The organism is Streptomyces sp. NPDC005774 (genome assembly GCF_042871645.1).
GTDB classification, from domain to species: domain Bacteria; phylum Actinomycetota; class Actinomycetes; order Streptomycetales; family Streptomycetaceae; genus Streptomyces; species Streptomyces pratens.
Genome location: NZ_JBIAIV010000050.1, coordinates 1 through 20,038, shown reverse-complemented (window position 1 = coordinate 20,038; position 20,038 = coordinate 1). Strand labels below are relative to the sequence as shown.

13 protein-coding genes and 1 pseudogene are annotated in these 20,038 nt (G+C 72.7%); 6 read left to right on the top strand and 8 right to left on the bottom strand.

The features are described 5' to 3' along the window. Nucleotides 1-290: 290 nt before the first annotated feature. Entirely contained in the window at nt 291-1,625 is a 1,335-nt protein-coding gene (locus tag ACFYQA_RS31820; protein ID WP_388925306.1) for a S1 family peptidase, read from the bottom strand. Between the two features lie 638 nt (nt 1,626-2,263). Between ACFYQA_RS31820 and ACFYQA_RS31815 the strand changes: the two genes are divergently transcribed. The 4 genes from ACFYQA_RS31815 to ACFYQA_RS31800 all read left to right on the top strand — a co-directional run bounded on the left by ACFYQA_RS31815 (nt 2,264) and on the right by ACFYQA_RS31800 (nt 8,498). Then, nucleotides 2,264-2,479: a type A2 lantipeptide gene (locus ACFYQA_RS31815; protein ID WP_388925303.1), complete on the top strand. Its 216-nt coding sequence runs from the start codon at nt 2,264-2,266 to the stop codon at nt 2,477-2,479. 160 nt (nt 2,480-2,639) lie between these two features. Continuing rightward, nucleotides 2,640-3,446 (top strand): HlyD family efflux transporter periplasmic adaptor subunit, encoded by an 807-nt coding sequence (locus ACFYQA_RS31810; RefSeq protein WP_388925300.1) that lies wholly within the window; start codon nt 2,640-2,642, stop codon nt 3,444-3,446. Next, complete coding sequence (locus tag ACFYQA_RS31805; protein WP_388925297.1) at nt 3,443-5,668, top strand: NHLP family bacteriocin export ABC transporter peptidase/permease/ATPase subunit; 2,226 nt, start codon at nt 3,443-3,445, stop codon at nt 5,666-5,668. The genes ACFYQA_RS31810 and ACFYQA_RS31805 overlap by 4 nt, the downstream gene beginning before the upstream one ends. Before the next feature lies 1 nt (nt 5,669). Beyond that, nucleotides 5,670-8,498 carry an NHLP bacteriocin export ABC transporter permease/ATPase subunit gene (locus tag ACFYQA_RS31800; protein ID WP_388925294.1) on the top strand — a complete coding sequence of 943 codons (2,829 nt, stop codon included), beginning with the start codon at nt 5,670-5,672 and terminating at the stop codon, nt 8,496-8,498. A gap of 178 nt (nt 8,499-8,676) precedes the next feature. On the opposite strand, the gene ACFYQA_RS31795 is transcribed toward ACFYQA_RS31800, so the two are convergent. After that, complete coding sequence (locus tag ACFYQA_RS31795) at nt 8,677-9,111, bottom strand: subtilase-type protease inhibitor (RefSeq protein WP_388925291.1); 435 nt, start codon at nt 9,109-9,111, stop codon at nt 8,677-8,679. A gap of 336 nt (nt 9,112-9,447) precedes the next feature. On the opposite strand from ACFYQA_RS31795, the gene ACFYQA_RS31790 reads away from it, so the two are divergent. Beyond that, nucleotides 9,448-10,617, top strand: coding sequence for an alpha-hydroxy-acid oxidizing protein (locus ACFYQA_RS31790; protein WP_388925288.1), 1,170 nt, complete (start codon nt 9,448-9,450; stop codon nt 10,615-10,617). Nucleotides 10,618-10,736: 119 nt separating this feature from the next. Here the strand turns inward: ACFYQA_RS31790 and ACFYQA_RS31785 are convergent, their stop codons facing one another. The 3 genes from ACFYQA_RS31785 to ACFYQA_RS31775 form a co-directional block, all read right to left on the bottom strand. After that, on the bottom strand, nt 10,737-12,365 hold the full coding sequence (locus tag ACFYQA_RS31785; protein ID WP_388925286.1) for an RICIN domain-containing protein: 1,629 nt from the start codon (nt 12,363-12,365) through the stop codon (nt 10,737-10,739). A gap of 337 nt (nt 12,366-12,702) precedes the next feature. Next, a complete protein-coding gene (locus tag ACFYQA_RS31780; protein WP_055595341.1) occupies nt 12,703-13,080 on the bottom strand; it encodes a hypothetical protein in 378 nt (125 codons plus the stop codon). Nucleotides 13,081-13,083: 3 nt separating this feature from the next. Beyond that, nucleotides 13,084-13,329 (bottom strand): hypothetical protein, encoded by a 246-nt coding sequence (locus tag ACFYQA_RS31775; RefSeq protein ID WP_388925283.1) that lies wholly within the window; start codon nt 13,327-13,329, stop codon nt 13,084-13,086. Between the two features lie 686 nt (nt 13,330-14,015). Here ACFYQA_RS31775 and ACFYQA_RS31770 point away from each other — a divergent pair. Continuing rightward, complete coding sequence (locus ACFYQA_RS31770; RefSeq protein WP_388925280.1) at nt 14,016-16,403, top strand: SpoIIE family protein phosphatase; 2,388 nt, start codon at nt 14,016-14,018, stop codon at nt 16,401-16,403. 22 nt (nt 16,404-16,425) lie between these two features. On the opposite strand, the gene ACFYQA_RS31765 is transcribed toward ACFYQA_RS31770, so the two are convergent. The 3 genes and pseudogenes from ACFYQA_RS31765 to ACFYQA_RS31755 all read right to left on the bottom strand — a co-directional run bounded on the left by ACFYQA_RS31765 (nt 16,426) and on the right by ACFYQA_RS31755 (nt 19,931). Next, nucleotides 16,426-18,354, bottom strand: a complete 1,929-nt coding sequence (locus ACFYQA_RS31765; RefSeq protein WP_388925277.1) for a ricin-type beta-trefoil lectin domain protein — start codon at nt 18,352-18,354, stop codon at nt 16,426-16,428. A gap of 463 nt (nt 18,355-18,817) precedes the next feature. After that, nucleotides 18,818-19,418 (bottom strand): annotated as a pseudogene (locus ACFYQA_RS31760) (flavoprotein); the annotation flags it as partial. Between the two features lie 12 nt (nt 19,419-19,430). Continuing rightward, nucleotides 19,431-19,931 carry a nuclear transport factor 2 family protein gene (locus tag ACFYQA_RS31755; protein WP_388925273.1) on the bottom strand — a complete coding sequence of 167 codons (501 nt, stop codon included), beginning with the start codon at nt 19,929-19,931 and terminating at the stop codon, nt 19,431-19,433. Nucleotides 19,932-20,038: the final 107 nt, after the last annotated feature.

Here is a 20,038-nt window from a genome sequence, read left to right as displayed (position 1 = left end):
CCCCCCGGGGGGGGGGGGGGGCCCGGGGGGGGGGGGCCCCCCCGCGGGGGGGGGGGGCGGGGGGGGCCGCCGGGGGGGGGGGGGGGGGCGGGGGGGGGCGCCGGCCCCCGGGGGGCGCGGCCGGGGGGCCCCCGGGGGGGGGGCCCCGGGCGGGGCCGGGGGGCCCCCCCCCCCCGGCCCCCCCGGGGGGGCGGGGGGGCCCGGGGGGCGGCGGGCCCGGCCCGTCTTCGGCTCTGCCGGGGTGCGATCAGGGCTGGGGCGGGGATGCCGGGGCGGTCAGCGGGATTCGGTCAGTGGGTCTCGGTCAGGCCGTCGTCGCCTGCGCCCTCCTCGGCACCCTGGCCGGCACCGTAACCGGTCCCGTCGTCCTGGCCCACTTCCTCACCGCCGACTTCGCCGGCCTGGTCGCCCGTACCGGCGTCCTCTCCGCCGGCCTCGCCGGCGCCCGCATCCTCACCGCCGGCCTCTTCGCCACCCGCCTGGTCGCCGGCTCCGGCGCCCGCACCGGCCTCGCCGAGGGTCGCGCCGACCGCCGCCAGGGCGGTGGTGACCGGCTGGAAGAAGGTCTCGCCGCCGACGGTGCAGTCGCCGCTGCCGCCCGAGGTCAGACCGATCGCGAGGCCGTCCTGGGTGAACATCGAGCCGCCGCTGTCACCGGGCTCGGCACAGACATCGGTCTGGATGAGACCGGTGACCGTGCCCTCCGGGTAGTTCACCGTGGCGTCGAGTCCGAGGACCTGGCCGTCAGCGAGCCCGGTGGTGCTTCCCATCCGGAACACCTCCTGACCGACGGTGGCCTCCGCGGCCTCGGTGATCTGGACCGTCTGGCCGCCCACGTCGACGTCGCTCGGCGCCTCGGTGGCCGGGTCGTCGTACCGGACGAGTGCGAAGTCGCCCTCGCCGGGGAAGACCGCCTGGTCTACGGTGGCGATCGGCTGACCGTTCTGCGCGTCGGACCACTCGTCGGCCGCGACCGCGCAGTGACCGGCGGTCAGGAAGGCGGGCGCGCCGTCGTCCGCGGTGACGTTGAAGCCGAGCGAGCAGCGTGCGCCGCCGGAGAAGATCGCGTCCCCGCCCGAGGCGAAGGTCCTGAACGTGCCCTCCGACTTCTTGATGGTCGCCATGCCGGAGCCGAGGCCCTGCACGGTGGACTCCAGTCTGTCCCACTTCTCGCCGGTCACCGTGGAGTCGGCGGTGACCAGGATCTTGTTGGTGCGCGGGTCGACGGCCCACGAGGTACCGGGGATGGTGGCCTCGGTCTTCAGCGTCCGCTTGCCCTCGGCCAGTTCGGTCATGCTGTTGTCGACCTCGCGGACGGTCGCGCCCGCCTTCTTCGCCTGCACGATCACGTTGTTGTTGTCGCCGGGTACGACGTTGACGACGAGCTGCTGCTTGTCGCCGTCGTAGTAGGAGCCGGCGAACGCGTCGCCGAGCAGCCCGGCGAGCTGTGAGGCGAGGTCCGAGGCATCCGTCGCCTTGAGGGTCTTCGGCGCGGCCGCCGCGTCGCCCGACGCGCCGTCCTGTGACGCGTTGGCGTGGGGGAGCAGGAGCGCGGCGGCGCCGAGCGCCACCACGCCGCCCACCGCTATCGCGGCCTTACGCTTCGGAATTCGCTTGTGACTCAAACTTCTCGACCTCCTGGGGGGACCGGAGTCGTGCCGCCGTTCGGCGGCTGTCGGGGGCGCCTGGATGGCTGTTGGTACGCACGGGTCCCGCTGGGCGTTCAAATCCGTTTGCGGTCAACCGGTTTGGGACACGAAATCGGCCGACCGGCGTGTCCGGCCCGGCATACGGCGACCCTCCCGGAAGCAACACGTACCGCGACCGGACGCGCACACTCCGCCTCTCCCGGAATGCGGAATCCCGGCTTCGGTGAATCTGCACATCGAATGCCCAGCCCGGTCACCGGAGCCGGGAGCCCTCCACAAGCCGGCCGCCCCACTCGTACCTTTGGGGCCGTTGTGCCCGATTCCCTCTCGAGGGGTGCAACCCGTAGGAGGGGGTGATGCGGTGACCCCTGTGAAGAAGTCGCCACCGGGCCGTTTCCCGGTCTGCACTCTTGAGCGTGACGGGGCCGCAAAGTGCCTGGTGAGGGGTTTGACCGAGTGGAGGGCCGGAGCCGGGGCGTGCTTTGATCCATCGCACCGCAGGGCCGTTCCGGACACCCGGTGACGGGGGTCCGGTGCCCGCGGCCGCGGCCTTCGCTCTGTCCCCGGAGGGCCGCTCCCCCTTGTGACATATCCATACGAAGGGAAGTTCCATCATGAACTCCACCCCCCAGGTCGAGACCGTCGAGATCTCCGACGCCGAGCTCGACAACGTCTCCGGCGGTCTGTCCGTGAACACCGTGAACACCCTCACGGGCGCGGTGGACGGCATCGCCCCGGTCTCCGGCCTGGTCGACACGGCCGTCGGCACCGTCGAGGGTGTGACCGGCCTGAACACCGCTCCGGTCACGAACCTGGTCGCCGGTCTCTGATCGCGCCCTTGTGCCGCCGAGCCCCGGAGCCGCCCCCGGCTCCGGGGCTCGGCGTTGCTTCCGTGACGCCCCGCCGTCCTCGGCGGCCCTTCGCGGTCCGTCCCGGTCCTCGCAGTCCGTCTCCGTCCTTCGCAGAGTTCACACAGGTGAGGGAAGAACCGTGCAGTTCCGCCAACAGGCCCTCGCCAAGCTCCAGTCGCCCGAGAAGCTCGACCTCCCGGTGCGCTTCGCCCGGCCTCAGGGCTGGCTCGTCCTCGCCGTGACCGTGGTCGCCATGGCCGCCGCCTCGGTGTGGGCGGTGACCGGATCGGTGACCTCCACGGTGACCGCACCCGCCGTCCTGACGCACGGGCAGGGCAGTTACGTACTGCAGAGCCCGGTGGCCGGCCAGGTCACCGCGGTCCTCGTGAAGCAGGGCGAGCGGCTGCCCGCCGACTCCCCCGTCCTCGAGGTCCGAACCGAGCGGGGCGACACGGTCGTCCGGGCCCTGGACGCGGGCCGGGTCACCACGCTCGCCGCCGACGTCGGGCAGATCATCAGCACGGGCACGGACGTAGCCGCCGTGGAGAAGGTCTCCGGTTTCGACGACCCGCTGTACGCGACGGTGTACGTCCCCGCCGAGAGCGCGGCCGGCATCCCCGCGCGCGCGGCCGTCGATCTCACCGTGCAGTCGGTGCCGAGCCAGGAGTACGGGGTGCTGCGCGGCAGGGTGAAGTCGGTGGACCGCGCCGGGCAGTCGGCCCGGCAGATCGCCGCCTTCCTCGGGGACAGCCAGTTGGGCGAGCAGTTCACGGAGAAGGGCAGGCCGGTGGCCGTCACGGTCGAACTGGAGAAGTCGTCCGCCACCCGGAGCGGTTACGCGTGGTCCTCGGCGGACGGTCCGCCGTTCCCCCTGACCTCGATGACCCTGGCCTCGGGCTCCGTGCGGCTGTCCGACGAACGCCCCGTCGACTGGCTGCTGCCATGACGACAACCACGCAGGAGACCCGCGGCCGCCGCCGGGCCGCCCCGGCCCGGCGCAAGGTGCCCAAGGCACGCGGGAAGAACGTCCGGACGCCCACCGTGCTCCAGATGGAGGCCGTGGAGTGCGGGGCCGCGTCACTGGCGATGGTGCTCGGCCACTACGGCCGCCATGTTCCACTGGAGGAGCTGCGGATCGCCTGCGGTGTCTCCCGGGACGGCTCACGCGCCAGCAACCTACTGAAGGCGGCCCGCAGTCACGGACTGACCGCCAAGGGCATGCAGATGGATCTGGCCGCGCTCGCCGAGGTGGCGGCGCCGGCCATCCTGTTCTGGGAGTTCAACCACTACGTCGTCTACGACGGCATGGGCCGCCGGTTCGGCCGGCGCGGGGTGTTCGTCAACGACCCCGGCAAGGGGCGCCGCTTCGTGCCGCTGGAGGAGTTCGACAGCAGTTTCACCGGTGTCGTCCTGGTCCTGGAACCCGGGCCGGACTTCACCCGGGGCGGCCGTAAGCCAGGGGTTCTCGGCGCGATGCCGGCCCGGCTGCGCGGCACGGCGGGGACGATGCCCGCGGTGGTGCTGACGAGCCTGCTGCTGGTCACGGTCGGCGCGGCGGTTCCCGGGCTCAGCCGCACCTTCATCGACGAGTTCCTGATCGGCGGCCGGACGTCCATGCTGGGCGCGCTGTTCACGTCGATGGGCGCCTGCGTCCTGCTCACCCTGGTGCTGACCTGGCTCCAGCAGGCCAACCTGCTGCGCGGCCGCATCATTTCCTCCACCCTGTCCAGCGCCCGCTTCCTGCGGCATCTGCTGCGGCTGCCGGTGACGTTCTTCGGCCAGCGCAGTCCGGCGGACCTGGTGCAGCGGCTGCAGTCCAACGACGCCGTGGCCGAAACGCTGTCCCGCGACCTCTCGGCGGCCGGCGTGGACGTGGTGGTGGTCGTGCTGTACGCGGTGCTGCTGTACACGTACGACCCGCAGCTGACCTTCGTCGGGGCCGGGGTGGCACTGCTGAACATCCTGGCGATGCGGATCGTCATCCGGCTGCGCGCGACCCGTACGGCGAAGCTGCGCGCGGACACCGCGCGGCTCACCAACACGGCGTACACCGGTCTGCAGCTGATCGAGACGATGAAGGCGACCGGCGGCGAGGACGGCTACTTCCGCAAGTGGGCCGGGCAGCACGCCACCACGCTGGAGGAACAGCAGCGGCTCGGCGTGCCGACCGCCTGGCTCGGCGTGGTCGCGCCGACACTCGCCACCCTGAACAGCGCGCTGATCCTGTGGATCGGCGGCATGCGGGCGGTCGAGGGGGCGATCACGGTCGGTCTGCTGGTCGCCTTCCAGGCGCTGGTCGTCCGGTTCACCGCGCCGCTGACCCGGCTGAACGGGGTGGCGGGCCGCATCCAGGACTTCGCGGCCGACGTGGCCCGGCTGAAGGACGTGGAGAACTTCCGCGCCGACCCGCTCCACGACCGTGCCCGCGCCGGCGACTCGACGCGCCGGCTGCACGGGCATGTGGAGCTGCAGAACATCACCTTCGGCTACAACCCGCTGGACAAGCCGCTGCTGACCGGTTTCGACCTGACGGTCGGCCCCGGCCGGCAGGTGGCGCTGGTCGGCGGCTCCGGCAGCGGCAAGTCGACGGTGTCGCGCCTGATCTCGGGGCTGTACGAGCCCTGGGAGGGGGTGATCCGGATCGACGACCGGCGCATCGAGGACATTCCGCGCGGGGCGCTGGCCGCTTCCGTGTCCTTCGTCGACCAGGACGTGTTCCTCTTCGAGGGCACCGTCCGCGACAACGTGGCGCTGTGGGACCCGTCGATCCCGGACGAGGCCGTGGTGGAGGCGCTCAGGGATGCGGCCCTGTACGACGTGATCGCCCGCCGGCCGGGCGGCATCCGGAGCCGGGTCGAGCAGGACGGCCGGAACTTCTCCGGCGGGCAGCGCCAGCGGCTGGAGATCGCGCGGGCGCTGGTGCGGCGGCCGAGCATCCTGGTCCTGGACGAGGTGACCAGCGCGCTGGACGCCGAGACCGAACTGGTCGTGATGGACAATCTGCGCCGCCGCGGCTGTGCCTGTGTGGTGATCGCGCACCGGCTGAGCACGGTCCGGGACAGCGACGAGATCGTCGTCCTCGACCACGGCACGGTCGTGGAGCGCGGGCGGCACGAGGAGCTGGTGGCGCGCGGTGGCGCGTACGCCGCGCTGGTCAGGGAGCACTGAGATGACGACGACCGTGCAGGAGGGACACGGGGGCGACCTCGTGCTGGGCGCGCTGGGGTCGCTGGGCACACGGGTGGACTGTGCCGGGTTCGGCCGGCTGGACCTGACGGGGCCGCAGACCCTGTGGCTGATCGTGTCGGGTGCGGTCGACCTGTTCGCGGTCGACGCCGAGGAGCAGGGCCACTGGCACCATCTGGGCCGGCTGGAGGCGGGATCGCTGCTGCTCGGTCCGGGAGCGGGGCCGCGCCACACGCTGGTGGCCCGGCCGCTGCGGGACTGCGTGGTGCACCGGATCGGCCTGCGCGAGCTGTACCAGGGCGCGGGCACCCAGACCTGGTCGTACGACGAGTACGGGACCCCGCAGTACGTCCCACCGACGACGAGCCCGCTGGAGTACGCCCTCGCCCTCGGTGTCGGCCGGAGTCTGTCGGTGCTGTTCCAGGCGCCGATGGCCACCGAGCGGGCCGCCGCGCCCGGCGACGACGACGTGTTCTGGATGCAGGTGCCGCCGGGCAGTGTGCAGTACGGCTCGCTGTACGGGGCCGAGGCGGCGGCCGACCTGCTGATGGACCCCGCGTTGTGGCAGAGCCTGGTCGAGCAGCAGTACCGGCTGATGACCACGCTGGACCGCTGGATCGAGCAGCTCGAGCACACCCACGAGACGCGGACCGCGGAGGGCATCAGGGCCGGTGAGGCGGTCCGCGCCCAGGCCGACCGGACGCTGCTCGCCTCGATCGGCAAGCGGTCGTCGAAGGGGACGACCGCGGCCGATGCGGACGCCACGTACGCGGCCTGCAGGCTGGTCGCCCGGGCGGCCGGGATCCCGCTCGCCGAGCCGGCCCGGTCGGGCACCGGCGGCGACCGTCTCGATCCGGTCGAGCGGATCGCCCTCGCGTCCCGGCTGCGCACACGTGCCGTACGGCTGGACGGCCACTGGTGGCGGGACGGCGTCGGGCCGCTGGTGGGGCACCGGGCGCTGTCCGGGGCGCCGGTGGCGCTGCTGTGGCGGCGCGGCGGCTATGTCGCGGTGCATCCCGCGACGGGGCGCGAGACACCGGTGGAGAAGGCCAACGCCGCGGAGTTCGAGCCGCACGCGGTGATGTTCTACCGGCCGCTGCCCGAGCGGCGGCTCGGCCCGCTGCGGCTGATGCGGTTCTGCATGGCGGGCACCCGGGGCGATCTGACCGGGCTGCTGCTCAGCGGTCTGGTGACCGTGGCGCTCGGGGCCCTTGTGCCCATCGCGACCGGGAAGGTGCTCGGCGAGTTCGTGCCGAAGGCGCAGACCGGGCTGATCGTGCAGGTGTGTCTCGCGGTGATGCTCAGCAGTGTGGTGGCCGCCGCCTTCATGCTGCTGCAGAACCTCACCCTGCTGCGGCTGGAGGGCCGGGTGGAGGCGACGCTCCAGCCCGCTGTGTGGGACAGGCTGCTGCGGCTGCCGACGTCGTTCTTCACCGAGCGTTCGACGGGCGAGCTGGCGAGCGCGGCCATGGGCATCAGCGCGATCCGCCGGCTGCTGGCCGGGGTCGGGCCGACGGTCGCCCAGTCCGTCACCGTCGGCGCGATGAACCTGGGGCTGCTGCTGTGGTTCAGCGTGCCGATGGCGCTGGCCGCGATCGGGATGCTGCTCGTGGTGGCGGCGGTGTTCACGGGGCTCGGGCTGTGGCAGGTGCGGTGGCAGCGGCGCCTGGTGGTGCTCACCAACAAGCTGAACAACCATGCCTTCCAGACGCTGCGCGGCCTGCCGAAGCTGCGGGTGGCGGCGGCGGAGAACTACGCGTACGGGGCGTGGGCGTCCGAGTTCGCCCGCAGCCGGGAGCTCCAGCAGAAGGCCGGCCGGATCAAGAACCTGACGGCGGTGCTGGGGGCGGTCTACCTGCCGCTGTGCACGCTGGCGATGTTCATGCTGCTGGCGGGGCCGGCGCGCGGTTCGATGACGGCGGCCGAGTTCCTCACCTTCAACACGGCGGTGACGATGGTGCTGACCTCGGTCACCCAGCTGACCGGCGCGTTCGTCTCCGGGGTGGCCGCGCTGCCGCTGTTCGAGCAGATCCGGCCGGTGCTGGACGCGACGCCCGAGGTGCGGGCGGCCAGCACCCGGCCGGGCCCGCTGAGCGGGGCGATCGAGGCGCGGCGGGTGTCCTTCCGGTACTCGGACGACGGTCCGCTGGTCCTCGACGACGTCTCCTTCGAGGTCCGGCCGGGCGAGTTCGTGGCGGTCGTCGGCCCCAGCGGCTGCGGCAAGTCCACGCTGCTGCGGCTGCTCATCGGCTTCGACCGGCCGCTGTCGGGGAGTGTGCTGTACGACGGTCAGGACCTGGCCGCGCTCGACCGGCCGGCGGTGCGCCGCCAGTGCGGTGTGGTACTCCAGCACGCCCAGCCGTTCACCGGCTCCCTCCTGGACGTCATCTGCGGCACCGAGCCGTACACGCCCGAGGAGGCGATGGCGGCGGCCGAGATGGCGGGGCTCGCCGAGGACATCGAGCGGATGCCGATGGGGCTGCACACCATCGTCTCGGGCAGCGGCGCGGTCTCCGGCGGCCAGCGGCAGCGGCTGATGATCGCCCAGGCGCTGATCCGCCGGCCGCGCATCCTCTTCTTCGACGAGGCGACCAGCGCCCTGGACAACGAGACGCAGCGCACGGTGATCGAGAGCACCAAGGCGCTCCGGGCGACCCGGGTCGTCATCGCCCACCGGCTGTCCACGGTGATGGACGCGGACCGGGTGGTCGTGATGGAGGACGGCAAGGTGGTCGAGCAGGGGCCGCCGGCCCGGCTGCTCGCCGACCCGGGCGGCCGGTTGCGCGAGCTGGTGCGGCGTCAGCTGGCGTGACGGGGGCGGGTGTCCGCGGCCACGAGCCCCGGACACCCGTTCCCGGACATGCCGGAGGCCGGCGGGCGGCCCCACTCCGCCCGCCGGCCTCCCTTGCGGGGCCGCACGTTCCGCGAGGAGGTCGGCACTCCCCAGTACCCGACCGCCACGCGGTCACGGGAACCGTGCGGTCCCGGTCTCAGAACGTGAGGACGCCCGAACCGTGGGCGTTCATCACGCACTCGTTGGCGAAGGTGCGCTCGTACGAGAGCCGCTGCCCCTGCCACACCCCGTCGACGGTGACGACGACCGGGTCGTACTGCTGGGTGCAGAACACGCCGTCTCTCACCGCGAGAGCCTGCAGATCGCCGTCCACCTGGGCCAGCTCCCCGCACGCCGCGGCCGCGGCCGGGTGGGTGCCGGAAGGACCGGGGGCACAGGTCAGGGTGACCGCGCGCTTCGGTGTGACGGTCATGGCGCTCTCCCCGTGGCCCATGGTGAGCACCAGGGCCGACGGGGCGTAGAGCGCGGAGGGTTCGCTTCCCGGCACGGCCGACGCGGCCCCGGACAGAGGTGCGCAGACGGCTGCGGCGGTCAGGCCGATGGTGGTGGCCCAGCGCGCGGTGTTCCGCATGGTGTGCATCCTTCCGCTCGTTTCGACAAGTGGCCGGCCCGTGCTCGGTGGTGTCGGACCGGCGAGCGGGAGTCTGCCGAGTCCGCCGCGGAAACACACGTCGACCGGACCGCTTTCAGTAACATTGCGTATTGAATCAGTGGCGTGAAGTAACGGAATGTGCGGGCGTGAACCCGGTAACCGCACGGCCGGCGCTTGTGCGAAGTGGTCAGATGGCCGAATTCCCACTGCTTCGCAATAGGCCTGAAACATTCCGTTTCCGTTCCCGACAGACCGTTCCGCGACGCCTTCTGTTCATGATTCAGTCGGCTCGACGAGGAGAGGCGGGAACGTCGTATGGCCGAGCACTGGGCGGACTTCCAGTACGAGATCTACCTGAACGGGATGACGGGTGCCGTGCCCCGGCTGCCCACGGACCTGACCCGGCTGGAGGAGCTGACCGAGCGACGGCTCGGGCCGGGTCCGGTCGGTTACGTGGCGGGCAGCGCGGGCGACGGCAGTACCGCGCGCGCCAACCGGGCGGCTCTCGCGCGCCACCGGATCGTGCCGCGCATGCTGCGGGACGTGCACGAGCGCGATCTGTCGGTGGAGGTGCTCGGCCGCGCGCTGCCGGCGCCGCTCGCGCTGGCGCCGGTCGGGGTGCTGTCCCTGATGCACCCGGACGCCGAACCGGCCGCCGCGCGGGCCGCCGCCGCGCAGGGAGTGCCGTTCGTGCTGTCCTCCGCGTCCAGCACGCCGATGGAACAGGTCGCGGAAGCGATGGGCGACGCGGAGCGCTGGTTCCAGCTGTACTGGCCGAAGGACCCCGAGGTCGCCCGGAGTTTCCTGGGCCGGGCCAAGGCCGCCGGGTTCACGGCTTTGGTGGTCACCCTGGACACTCCCCTGCTGTCCTGGCGGCCACGTGACCTGGACCAGGCCTTTCTGCCGTTCCTGCACGGGGTGGGCACCGCCAACTACTTCTCGGACCCCGCCTTCCTGGCCGGCCTGGCCAAGCCCGTGCACGAGGACCCGAACGCAGCGGTGATGCATTTCGTCGGTATGTTCTCCGACCCCGCCAAGACCTGGCCCGACCTCGCGTTCCTGCGGGAGAACTGGGACGGTCCGATCCTCCTCAAGGGCGTGCTGCACCCGGACGACGCCCGCCTCGCGGCCGATGCCGGGATGGACGGGGTGGTGGTGTCCAACCACGGCGGCCGTCAGGTGGCCGGGGCCGTCGCGGCGGCGGACGCGCTGCCCGGGGTGGCGGCCGCCGCCGGCGACCGGCTGACCGTGCTGTTCGACAGCGGTGTCCGCACCGGCGACGACGTCTTCAAGGCGCTCGCCCTCGGCGCCCGGGCCGTACTCGTCGGACGGCCGTACGTATACGGGCTCGGCCTCGACGGGCAGGCGGGGGTCGAGCACGTGATCCGCTGTCTGCTCGCCGAGCTGGACCTCACCCTCGCACTGTCGGGGCATGCCGGCCCGGCCACGATCGGGCCCGGCGACCTCGTGGAGGGCACCGGCTGACCCGGCCGGGGCACCGGCTGACCCGGCCGGGGCGCCGCGCGCCGGGCCGGGGCGGGTGGACTCCCGTGTCCGCTCCCCCGGCCCGGCACGCGGTTCATGTCACCGCCCCGGCGCGCCGTTCACACGACCGGCCCGGCCGGCTCCATGTGCCGTGCCGCCGGGGTACGGGTGCGGCTGATCGACAGGCCCTTCTCGGCCGAGGCCGGCGGCTCGGTCACCCAGCGCTGGTTCTCGGTCCGGTCCCGCACCTTGATGACGATGTCGGCGTTCGCATCGGGGGCGGCCGGGGTGAGCGCCAACCGTTCGTCCCAGCGGGGCAGCAACTCGCCCTGCCCGGTGAGGTCGTAGCGCACGTCGTCGGCCCGGTCCTCGCCGGCGTCGGCACAGGTGGCGAGGACGACGACCCCGGCGTCCTTGTGCGCGTCCAGGCACAGGCCCGGGTCGGCCACGCTGCGCAGCAGCCCGTCCTCCTCGTAGGTCCACTGCTGGCTCAGCCGCGAGGAGCAGCCCGTGAGCCGGGTACCGGCGCCGTCCTGGGGCTCGCCCCGGGTGTCGAGGCACAGGTCGGAGGCGACGTTGCGCAGAAGGGCCGGCTGCGGCCCCGTGGGCAGTCCGGCCACGCCCGGCGGGGACTCGGTCGGTACGACCCCCCGGCCGCCGGCCGCGCTGGTGGCGCCGGTCGGGTCGGTGCCGCTGCCGTCGGGTGAGGAGCCCCCGGCGATGAGCACGCTCACCAGCACACCGGCCGAGACGGCGCCGAGGCCGGTGAGCAGGGTCCTGGTGGAGCGCACGGCGTCCGGGAGTCCGAGGCCGGTGAGGCGGGCGGGGGCGGGGACCCGGGACAGCAGGCGGTGCCGGCTGCCGCCCGACCGGTGTCCGCGGCGGGTGGTACGGCCGCCGCGCGGGCCCGGTGTCGCCCGGCCGGGGCGCGAGTCGAGGTAACGGCGGGCGCCCCAGCCGAGAACGGCCTCGGCGATGAGCGTGCCGAGCTCGCCCTCGAAATGGCTCAGCTGCTCGGCCGCGTTCCGGCAGTAGCGGCATTCCGCCAGGTGCTGCTGGACATCGGGGAGCAGGGTTTTGCCACGACGGATGGGAACGTCGAGGAGCCGGTTGTAGAACCGGCAGTCCTTCGTCGGCGCGAGTTCCTGATGGGCGTGGACACAGCCCTGGCGGAAGGTGTCACGCGCCTGCTGGAGCGTGCCCGAGGCGATGTCGGGATCGATGCCGAGGAGACCGGCCGGGACGGATATGGGTTCGGCCTCGACCTCGACGTGCCAGAGCACGCAGCGGGCGAGGGCGGGCAGGGCCCGGAACGAGCGCTGGGCGAGCGTACGGTTCTCCGGCGTCATCGTCCTGGCCGCGCGCATGCCGCGCCCGCCGGCCGGCTTCAGCAGCTCCGGCAGCGCACCGGCGGTCCGGTCGTCCGAGGCCCATTCCCGGACCGTGTCCCGCACGGCCACCAGCAGCACCGGGCGCAGGGCGACGGCCGGTTCGCCGAGGGCGACCCGGTTCAGGACGCGGTGCTGTGCCGCCGCGGTGACCATGGCGGCGGTCGGCCCCGACGAGGCGAGGCAGACGGTCGCGTAGTCGTGCATGGCCGGCCAGTGACGTGCCGTCAGCATCGCGACGGAATGGGTGGCCTCGCCCTCCGGACGGCCTCGCAACCGTGCCGCGAGGGACTCGTCGGACTCCCCCGGATCCCCTCCGGGAGGGGGATGAGGAGACCGAGAGGAATGAGGGGTGGGCACTGAGATGGTTCCTTCCCACACACAGGTGACACAGAATTTCTGACGCCGAAAAGGGAAGCCCCACGTGGTCCGTACCTCTTTGGCGGCGTTGCGCGGGAGGGCGCGAATTCACCGATGGTGAAAGCGGACCCGGTTCATCAACGCGCGTGCGACCCCGGATTTTACCCCCTCACGGGTGGCTCACTCTCGCACAACCGGCACACGGCCAACAAGGCACCGGGGAGACCGCCACTCGTTGACAGGAAGTCAAAAGGAAAACCACGTCCGGAGTCGCCCGCATCGGCTTTCCACCTGCGTTTTCCCGTGGTTCACCGGTTCTCGCATTCCGGCGGTGGTGTCAGATCTGCCAGGAGCGGAGCCGGTCCGCGGCTCCGTAGACATCCGTCGTACCGGACATCAGATCGCGGGCGAGGTCGACGATCGCCCCGTAGGGCGGGTCGATGCCGACGCCGCTGACGAACATGTACGCCACCGCCGTGGCACAGGCGAAGCGGGCGTTGGCCGACGGCAGGGGACGGAGCAGGGCGAGAGTGTGCAGCAGGGCGGCGGCCCGCCAGGCCGCGTCCGAGTCCACGCCGAGACGGGGCGGGTCGACGCGGTGCCGGGCGACGGCGGCGACCAGCGCCGAGAAGTCGTTGACGGTGGGCTGGTCCGGGAGGACCTCCTCGTGCCGCTGGAGCAGCCAGGGCACGTCGATGTGCAGAACGGATGCCATCGGTCAGGCGGCCCGTCCCGCGCCCCTGGCCCGCGGTTCGTCGTCCGGGAAGGCAACGGCGAATTCGTCGGCGTGCGAGGCGAAGAACCGGCGGAACGCCTCCGCGCCCTCCTGGAGTGCCCGGTGGCGGGCGATGTCCGCCGCGGCCGCCTCCCTCACCAGCGCCTTCATCGATGTACCGCGTTCCTTGGCGATCTGCCGCAGGTCCTCGAGTTCACGGTCACTGAACTCCACATTCAGAGCAGGCATGACATCACGGTACCGCTCGGGTACTCGATCGTAAATATCACCAGTTCAGAGTGGGTATGGGGCGGTACCGAAAGGGGTACGCCGGGGGTGTCGCCCCGGAGGACGACACCCCCGGCGCCGGGGTCCTGGATGCTCGAGTCGGATCCGACGGCGAGGGTCCCGGCGGGCGGGTCAGGCAGCACCGGGTCGAGCCGGCGGGCGTACCGGCGGCTGCGCCGGCACTGCGCGCGGGCCTCGCCGTACCCGGTGACGTAGGAGATGTTCAGGGTGTCGCGGCCACGGAGGAAAGCGCTGCCATCCGTACACGGACACCGCCGTAACCCATGTGGCACTCCGTCAACAAGCGGGACAGGACTGGTGACGGACGTCGGCGGACGACGGGCGTATGCCGGACACGTGCCGGACCGGTACTGGACCGGTACCGGACGGTATCCCGATGGGAACCGGGCGCGACCCGGTCGGGCACCAGGCGATTGCCGGGGCCGAAACCGGACGGGAACCGGGACCGGGGGCCGGATCGGTCCGCCCGGGCGACTGTCCCGGGGGTGCCGCTCCCCGCCCCTCCCGTCCGGCCCGCGGGGCCCCGGCCCGGACGGGGTTCCGGTCCACACCGGCCTCCGACGCACTAGGGTGGAATTCTGGCGATCGACCAGTTCACGGTGAGTGTGCGCGATGGAGTGGCGACGATGAGGGCGGACGACCCGTTCGACGATCCGGTGACGGCTCGGGCCGTCATCGCCGCCGACGGCACCGTCACCCGGTGGAACGAGGCCGCCCGGCAACTGCTGGGCCACCGGGCCGAGGACGTGGTCGGCCGCCCGGCTGCCCGCCTGCTCGCCGACGGGGCGCAGCCTCCCCGGCCGTCGGCCGACACGCGCTGGAGCGGCACGCTCGCGCTCCGGCACCGGGACGGCGGCACCGTCACCGTGTGGCTGCTCGCCCACCGCGGCCGGCCGGAGGACGGTGAGCCCGACGCATGGCTGGCCGTCACCCCGCTGCCGTCCGGGCCCACCGGTCCGGCCGGAGATCCGCTGCTCCGGGCGGCGATGCTCCAGTCCGCGTGCGCCACCGTCGTCTTCGACACGGAACTGCGCCTGCACAGTGCCAACGACGCGATGGCGGAGCTCCTCGGGCTGCCGGCCGCCCATCTGCGCGGTCTGACGCCCACGGACGTCGGCGGCCGTCCCCGGCACAGGGAGCTGGAGCGGCACATGCGCCAGGTGCTGCGGACGGGCCGGGGCCACGACGTCCAGACGAGCCTGCGGGTCACTGGCAAGAGTCACGAAGAGACCTGGCTGGCCCGGATCGTGCCGCTCACCGACGACTCCGGCCGGATCGTCGGTGTCTGCGTGACGGCCCACGACTTCACCGAGCAGAACCGGGCGCGGGCACGGCTGCAACTGGTCAACGAGGCCAGTCTGCGCATCGGCACCACCCTCGACGTCACCCGGACGGCGCAGGAGCTGACAGAGGTCTGTGTCCCCGCGCTGGCCGACTTCGTCAGCGTCGACCTGCTCGAGCACGACCAGGGTGCCGACCCCACCGATCCGCTCACTCTGCCGGTCCCGTTGCGCCGGATCGTCCACCGGTCCCGCACGGCGGGCGACCCCGAGTCGGTCACCGCCCCGGGCGAGGTGGTCGTCTACCCGGCCGCCGCACCCCAGGCGGACTCACTGATCGCCGGCCACAGCGTCGTCGCCTCGGTGCCCTCCGGTGATCTCGATCCGTGGCTCGCGGTCGACGACGCCCACGCCCGGCAGGTGCGGGAGTTCGGTGTCCACTCGATCCTGTCCGTCCCCCTCCGGGCCCGCGGTGTCACCCTCGGCGTCGCGGCGTTCACCCGTTTCCGGCATCCCGAGCCCTTCACCCACGACGACGTACTGCTGGCCGAGGAGATCACCGCCCGTGCGGCCGTCTGCATCGACAACGCCCGCCGCTACTCACGCGAACGCGAGACGACCCTCACACTCCAGCGCAGCCTGCTCCCCCGCGGCCTGCCCCGGACCGCGGCGGTGGACGCCGCCTCCCGGTATCTGCCGGCCGCGCACACCGGCGTGGGCGGCGACTGGTTCGACGTGATCCCACTGTCCGGGATGCGGGTGGCCATGGTGGTGGGGGACGTCGTCGGCCACGGCATCCAGGCGTCGGCGACGATGGGCCGGCTGTATACGGCCGTCCGCACCCTCGCCGACATCGACCTGGCCCCGGACGAACTGCTCACCCACCTCGACGACCTGGTCCTGCATCTCTCGCACGAGTCGGGCGGCGACGCCGGCCCCGGCGAGGTCGGCGCGACCTGCCTGTACGCGGTGTACGACCCGGTGTCACGGCGCTGCACCTTGTCGAGGGCGGGGCATCCGCCACCGGTCCTGGTCTCGCCGGACGGGTCGGTCCGCATACTGGACATGCCGTCCGGGCCGCCGCTGGGCCTGGGCGGGCTGCCCTTCGAGTCCGTGGAACTGGAGCTGCCCGAGGGCAGTGTGCTGGGTTTCTACACGGACGGTCTTGTCGACGGCCGGGAAAGCGGCACGGACACGGACGCGGGCCCGCGCATGCTCTGCGAGGCCCTGTCCCACGCTGCCTCCGGGGTGCTCGACGAGGCCTGCGACCGTGTTCTGCACGCCATGCTTTCCATGGGTCCCGCCACGGACGACGTGGCGCTGCTGCTGACCCGTACCCGTGGGCTGCCGTCTTCCCGGGTGGCCACCTGGGACATCCCGGCCGACCCGGCGCTCGTCGCACCGGTCCGCAAGCAGGTCCTCGAGCAGCTGGGCGTGTGGGAGCTGACCGACGTGTCGTTCACCGTCGAGCTGGTGGTGAGCGAGCTGGTCACCAACGCGATCCGCTACGGCGCGCCACCGATCCGGCTCCGGCTGATCTGCGACGCGTCGACGCTGATCTGCGAGGTGTCCGACGCCAGCCACACCGCTCCGCATCTGCGGCGCGCCAAGACCTGGGACGAGGGTGGCCGGGGGCTGCTCCTGGTCGCCCAGCTCACCCAGCGGTGGGGCAGCAGACACACCACCGAGGGCAAGACCATCTGGGCCGAGCTGGGGTTGGCGGAGGAACTGTGAGCGTCCGGCCGGTCCGGACCGCCTAGTCGTTCTTCTCGCCCTCGTTCTCTTCCCCGTTCCCGACGAGGCCCCAGGTGACGACCTTCACCTGGAGGTCGGGTTCCGAGGTGTCGATCGCCCAGCGCTGGGCGTCCGTGTCGTCGCGGGCCTTGAGGACGAGGGCGCCCGAGCCGTCGGTCGCGGCGGGTGCCAGGCCCAGGTCCTGGCCGGAGCGGGGCACCAGGGTTCCCTGGACGGTGAAGTCGTAGCGTGCGCTGCCGGCGTCCTTGTGTGCCTCGCCGGTGCACCGGGCCAGGCGCACCGAGTAGCCGAGGCGCGAGTCCAGGCACAGGTCCGGCTGCGCGGCGTTGCGCAGCAGCCCGTCGGTCTCGTACGTCCACTGCTGGACCTTGCCCGCCGAGCAGGCGGTAAGTTCCGTCTCGGCGCCGGCGACCGCCCGGCCGCCGACGACACCGACGCACAGGCCGGAGGCGGTGTTGTGCAGCCGGCCACGCAGGGCGCCCTTCGCCACTTCTCCGGAGCGGAACCACGACGGGTCGCCGGGCGGACTGCCCACGGCGGCGCCGGGGGATTCGGAGGGACGGTCGTCGCCCCGTGCGACGGCGTCGTCGGAACCGCCCATGGTCCACAGCACCAGCGGGAGAACGACCAGCCCGCTGACGGTGAGGATGCCGGCGGTGAGGTTGCGCCGACGCGCGGCCCGGCGGGCGGCCTTCCGGGCGACCCGGGAACCGGCGCGGAGCACGGCACCGCGAGGGCCGGTGCGGGAGGCCCCGGCGCGCCGCCGGGAGCGGGCACCGGGCCGGGAAGCCGTGCGCGCGGAGGTGGCAGGGGCCGCCGTGGCCGGGGCGGTGGCCGGTATCGGGGGCACCGTGGGGATCGCGGGGGTGGTGGGCGTGGTGGGCGTGGTGCGGGGCGCCCCGGTGGGGCGGGGCGGGGCTGGTGGCCCCGCGTCCGTGAACGACTCGCCCGCCGCTGCCGGGGATTCGCCCGCGGGCACGGCGAACGGATCGCCCACCGTGTCCGGACGTCCGCCGGCGGGGCCGGAGAACGCCGCGCCGATGACGCCCTCGGGCGACGGCCGCTCCTCGGCGGCCGACTCGTCGGTGACGTCGGCCGCCCGCGCCCTGCTCTCCGTGTATTCCCGTGCGCTCCAGCCCAGGACAGCCTCGGCCAGGGCCGTACCGAGTCCACTGGTGAAGCAGGCGAGTTGGTCCGCCGCGTGCCGGCAGTGGGTGCAGTTCTCCAGGTGGGTGCGCAGGTCCGGGTCGATTTCGGTGCCCGGGCGCCGGTAGGCCACCTCCAGCAGGCGCAGATAGCTTCGGCACTCCTGGTCGGAGGCGAGTTCTCCGTGGAGTTGGAGGACTTCGTCGCGCAACCGGTCCTGAGCGCGGAGCAGTTCGATGTGGGCGCCCTCCTCGTCCAGGGCGAGCAGCCCGGCGGGGACGTGGAGCGGTTCGGACTCGACCTCGGTGTGCCACAGCAGACAGCGCGCGGACTGCGGCAGTCTCTGGAACGCCCCCGACAGCAGGCGCCGTTCGGGTGGTGGCAGCAGCCGTGCGGCCGGCTGTCGGCCGTCGTCGGAGGCGGTGGTGGTGAGGTCGGGATGGAGCATGTCGCGCCGGTGGTCGCCGTCCCATTCGGCGGCGATCCGACGTACCGTGACGAGGAGTTGGGGGCGCCATGCGGAGCTCGGGCCGTTGCGCCGCAGGGTCTCGCCGAAGAGCCGGGTGAACGCGGCGGTGGTGAGCATCCCGGCGGAACGGGGGCCGTCGGTGCACAGCCGGGCATAGCCGAAGACCGACCCCCAGTGCCGGTCCAGGAGTTCACCGACGGGGTGCAGTGCCGGGGTGGCCCCCGTCCACTTCCGCAACTCGTCACCCAGTTGTTCGTCCGTCACGTCGAACGCGGCGGCCGGGGCCGGGAAATTCGACAGGCCGGTGTCCTTCACGGGTGCAGTCCTCTCGGGGCGCGCGGGATAAAGTCCGAACCAGCGGACCCGGGGCCTCGCCGACAATACAGCGGGAGCCCGCCCGTGGGCGATTCGGCATCTCGAACATCCGCCCGGAGCAGCTCTTTGGGAGCCTGGGTGGCGCACTGGAGCGGCCTCGTGCACGCCAGGACAAAAGGTATTGCCCGCGTGCCGGCGAGACCCACTTTTGCACAGGCCAACGACTTGGAACAAGAGATGCCGCGGTTTCCCGCATTCCCTGTGCGGATGCCGTACTTTGACAACGTGTCGATGGGATTCGAGCCACTTAATTCACGCGCCCAATGATCCGATTCGACGGCCGGTGTCCGAAAAGGCGATGCGGACGCGCGCCGCACAGCCCCTCCGTTTCCGGGTGAGCGTGTGCGGGTCTTCCTGTCCGGGGTGTACGGGTGCGCCCGGGATCACTCGGCGCCGGTCGCGCTCATCGTGGCCGTACGAGGTCCAGGGCCCGTTCCCGGCGGAACTCGGGCCGTCCGCCGTCCGGCGCCGTCTCCCCGGCGTACGGGGCACCGAAGCGGACGCCCATGGCGGTGAGCCGCTCCAGGCTGTCCCGGTAGGCGGGGGGGCGGCCAGGGCGGCGCCGCCACACGGCAGGACGGCGATCGGCACGCCGAGCCCCACACCCTCGCGCAGGGTGCCCAGCGCGAGGGTGTCGGTGATTCCGGCCGCCCATTTGTTGACGGTGCTGAAGGTGGCGGGCGCGACCACCACCGCGTCGGGTTCCGGGAAAGGGCGCGGTCCGCCGGGGGTGCGCCAGGCGATTGGGGCCCCCTGCTCATGGGGGTCCCCCGCTCGAGCGGAGTCGAGGGTGGGGAGGAGTCGAGAGCTTGGGGAATGATCGGCCTGCCGGTCTGCGCGCGGACCGCGAGGGCGTCGAAGAACCCGTTCGTGGCGACGGGTGTCGCGATGACGCCGGCCTCCCAGCCCCGCTCCTGCACGGCAGTGATCAGCTTGCTGACGTCCGCGGCGGCACCGGCGGCGCAGACGGCGACGTGGAGGAAGGGCTTGGGGGCCTGTTCGGTCCCCCGGAAAGCCTACGACCCGGCCGGCGGCCGCGGTACGAAGGCGCGGTGCACGGAGAGGCTGTCCTCGTGGACGTGGTGGCGGACGACCAGGCCGTCCCGCACGGTGAGCAGCAGGGCGAAGCGGGCACGGTAGGGGCGTCCGGTGGGCCGGGCGGTCTGCCGGATCTCACCGAACACCACCGCGTCGTCGCCGTCGACCAGAATGCGCTCGATCTCGGTGGCGGCCGCGTCGGACACGTGGTGGGCGGCCAGTTCCCGGTAGTGGGCGGCAGCGTCGGCGCGGGTGGCCCGGTGGCGGATCCAGGGGGTCGCGGTGCTGCCGTGCTCATCGTCCGGCCAGTCGAGTCGCCAGTCGCAGGGGTCGGCGTACAGCTCGGCGATGCGGTCCGGGTCGCCGTGGCCGATCCGGCGCAGCAGTTCCTCCACGGTGGCGCGGGTGCCGGTGGGCGGGGCGGTACGGGTCGGGCTGGTCCGGGTCGGTGCGGCCGGGGCCGGCGTGGGCTCGGTCATGACGGGGGTCTCCTAGGGCCTGTATCCGGTTGCGATCAATCTGCGAGTTCCGTCCCCTCATCGGGGGCGGATCAGGTAGTCCGTAGTGCATGACGCGAGCGCAACTG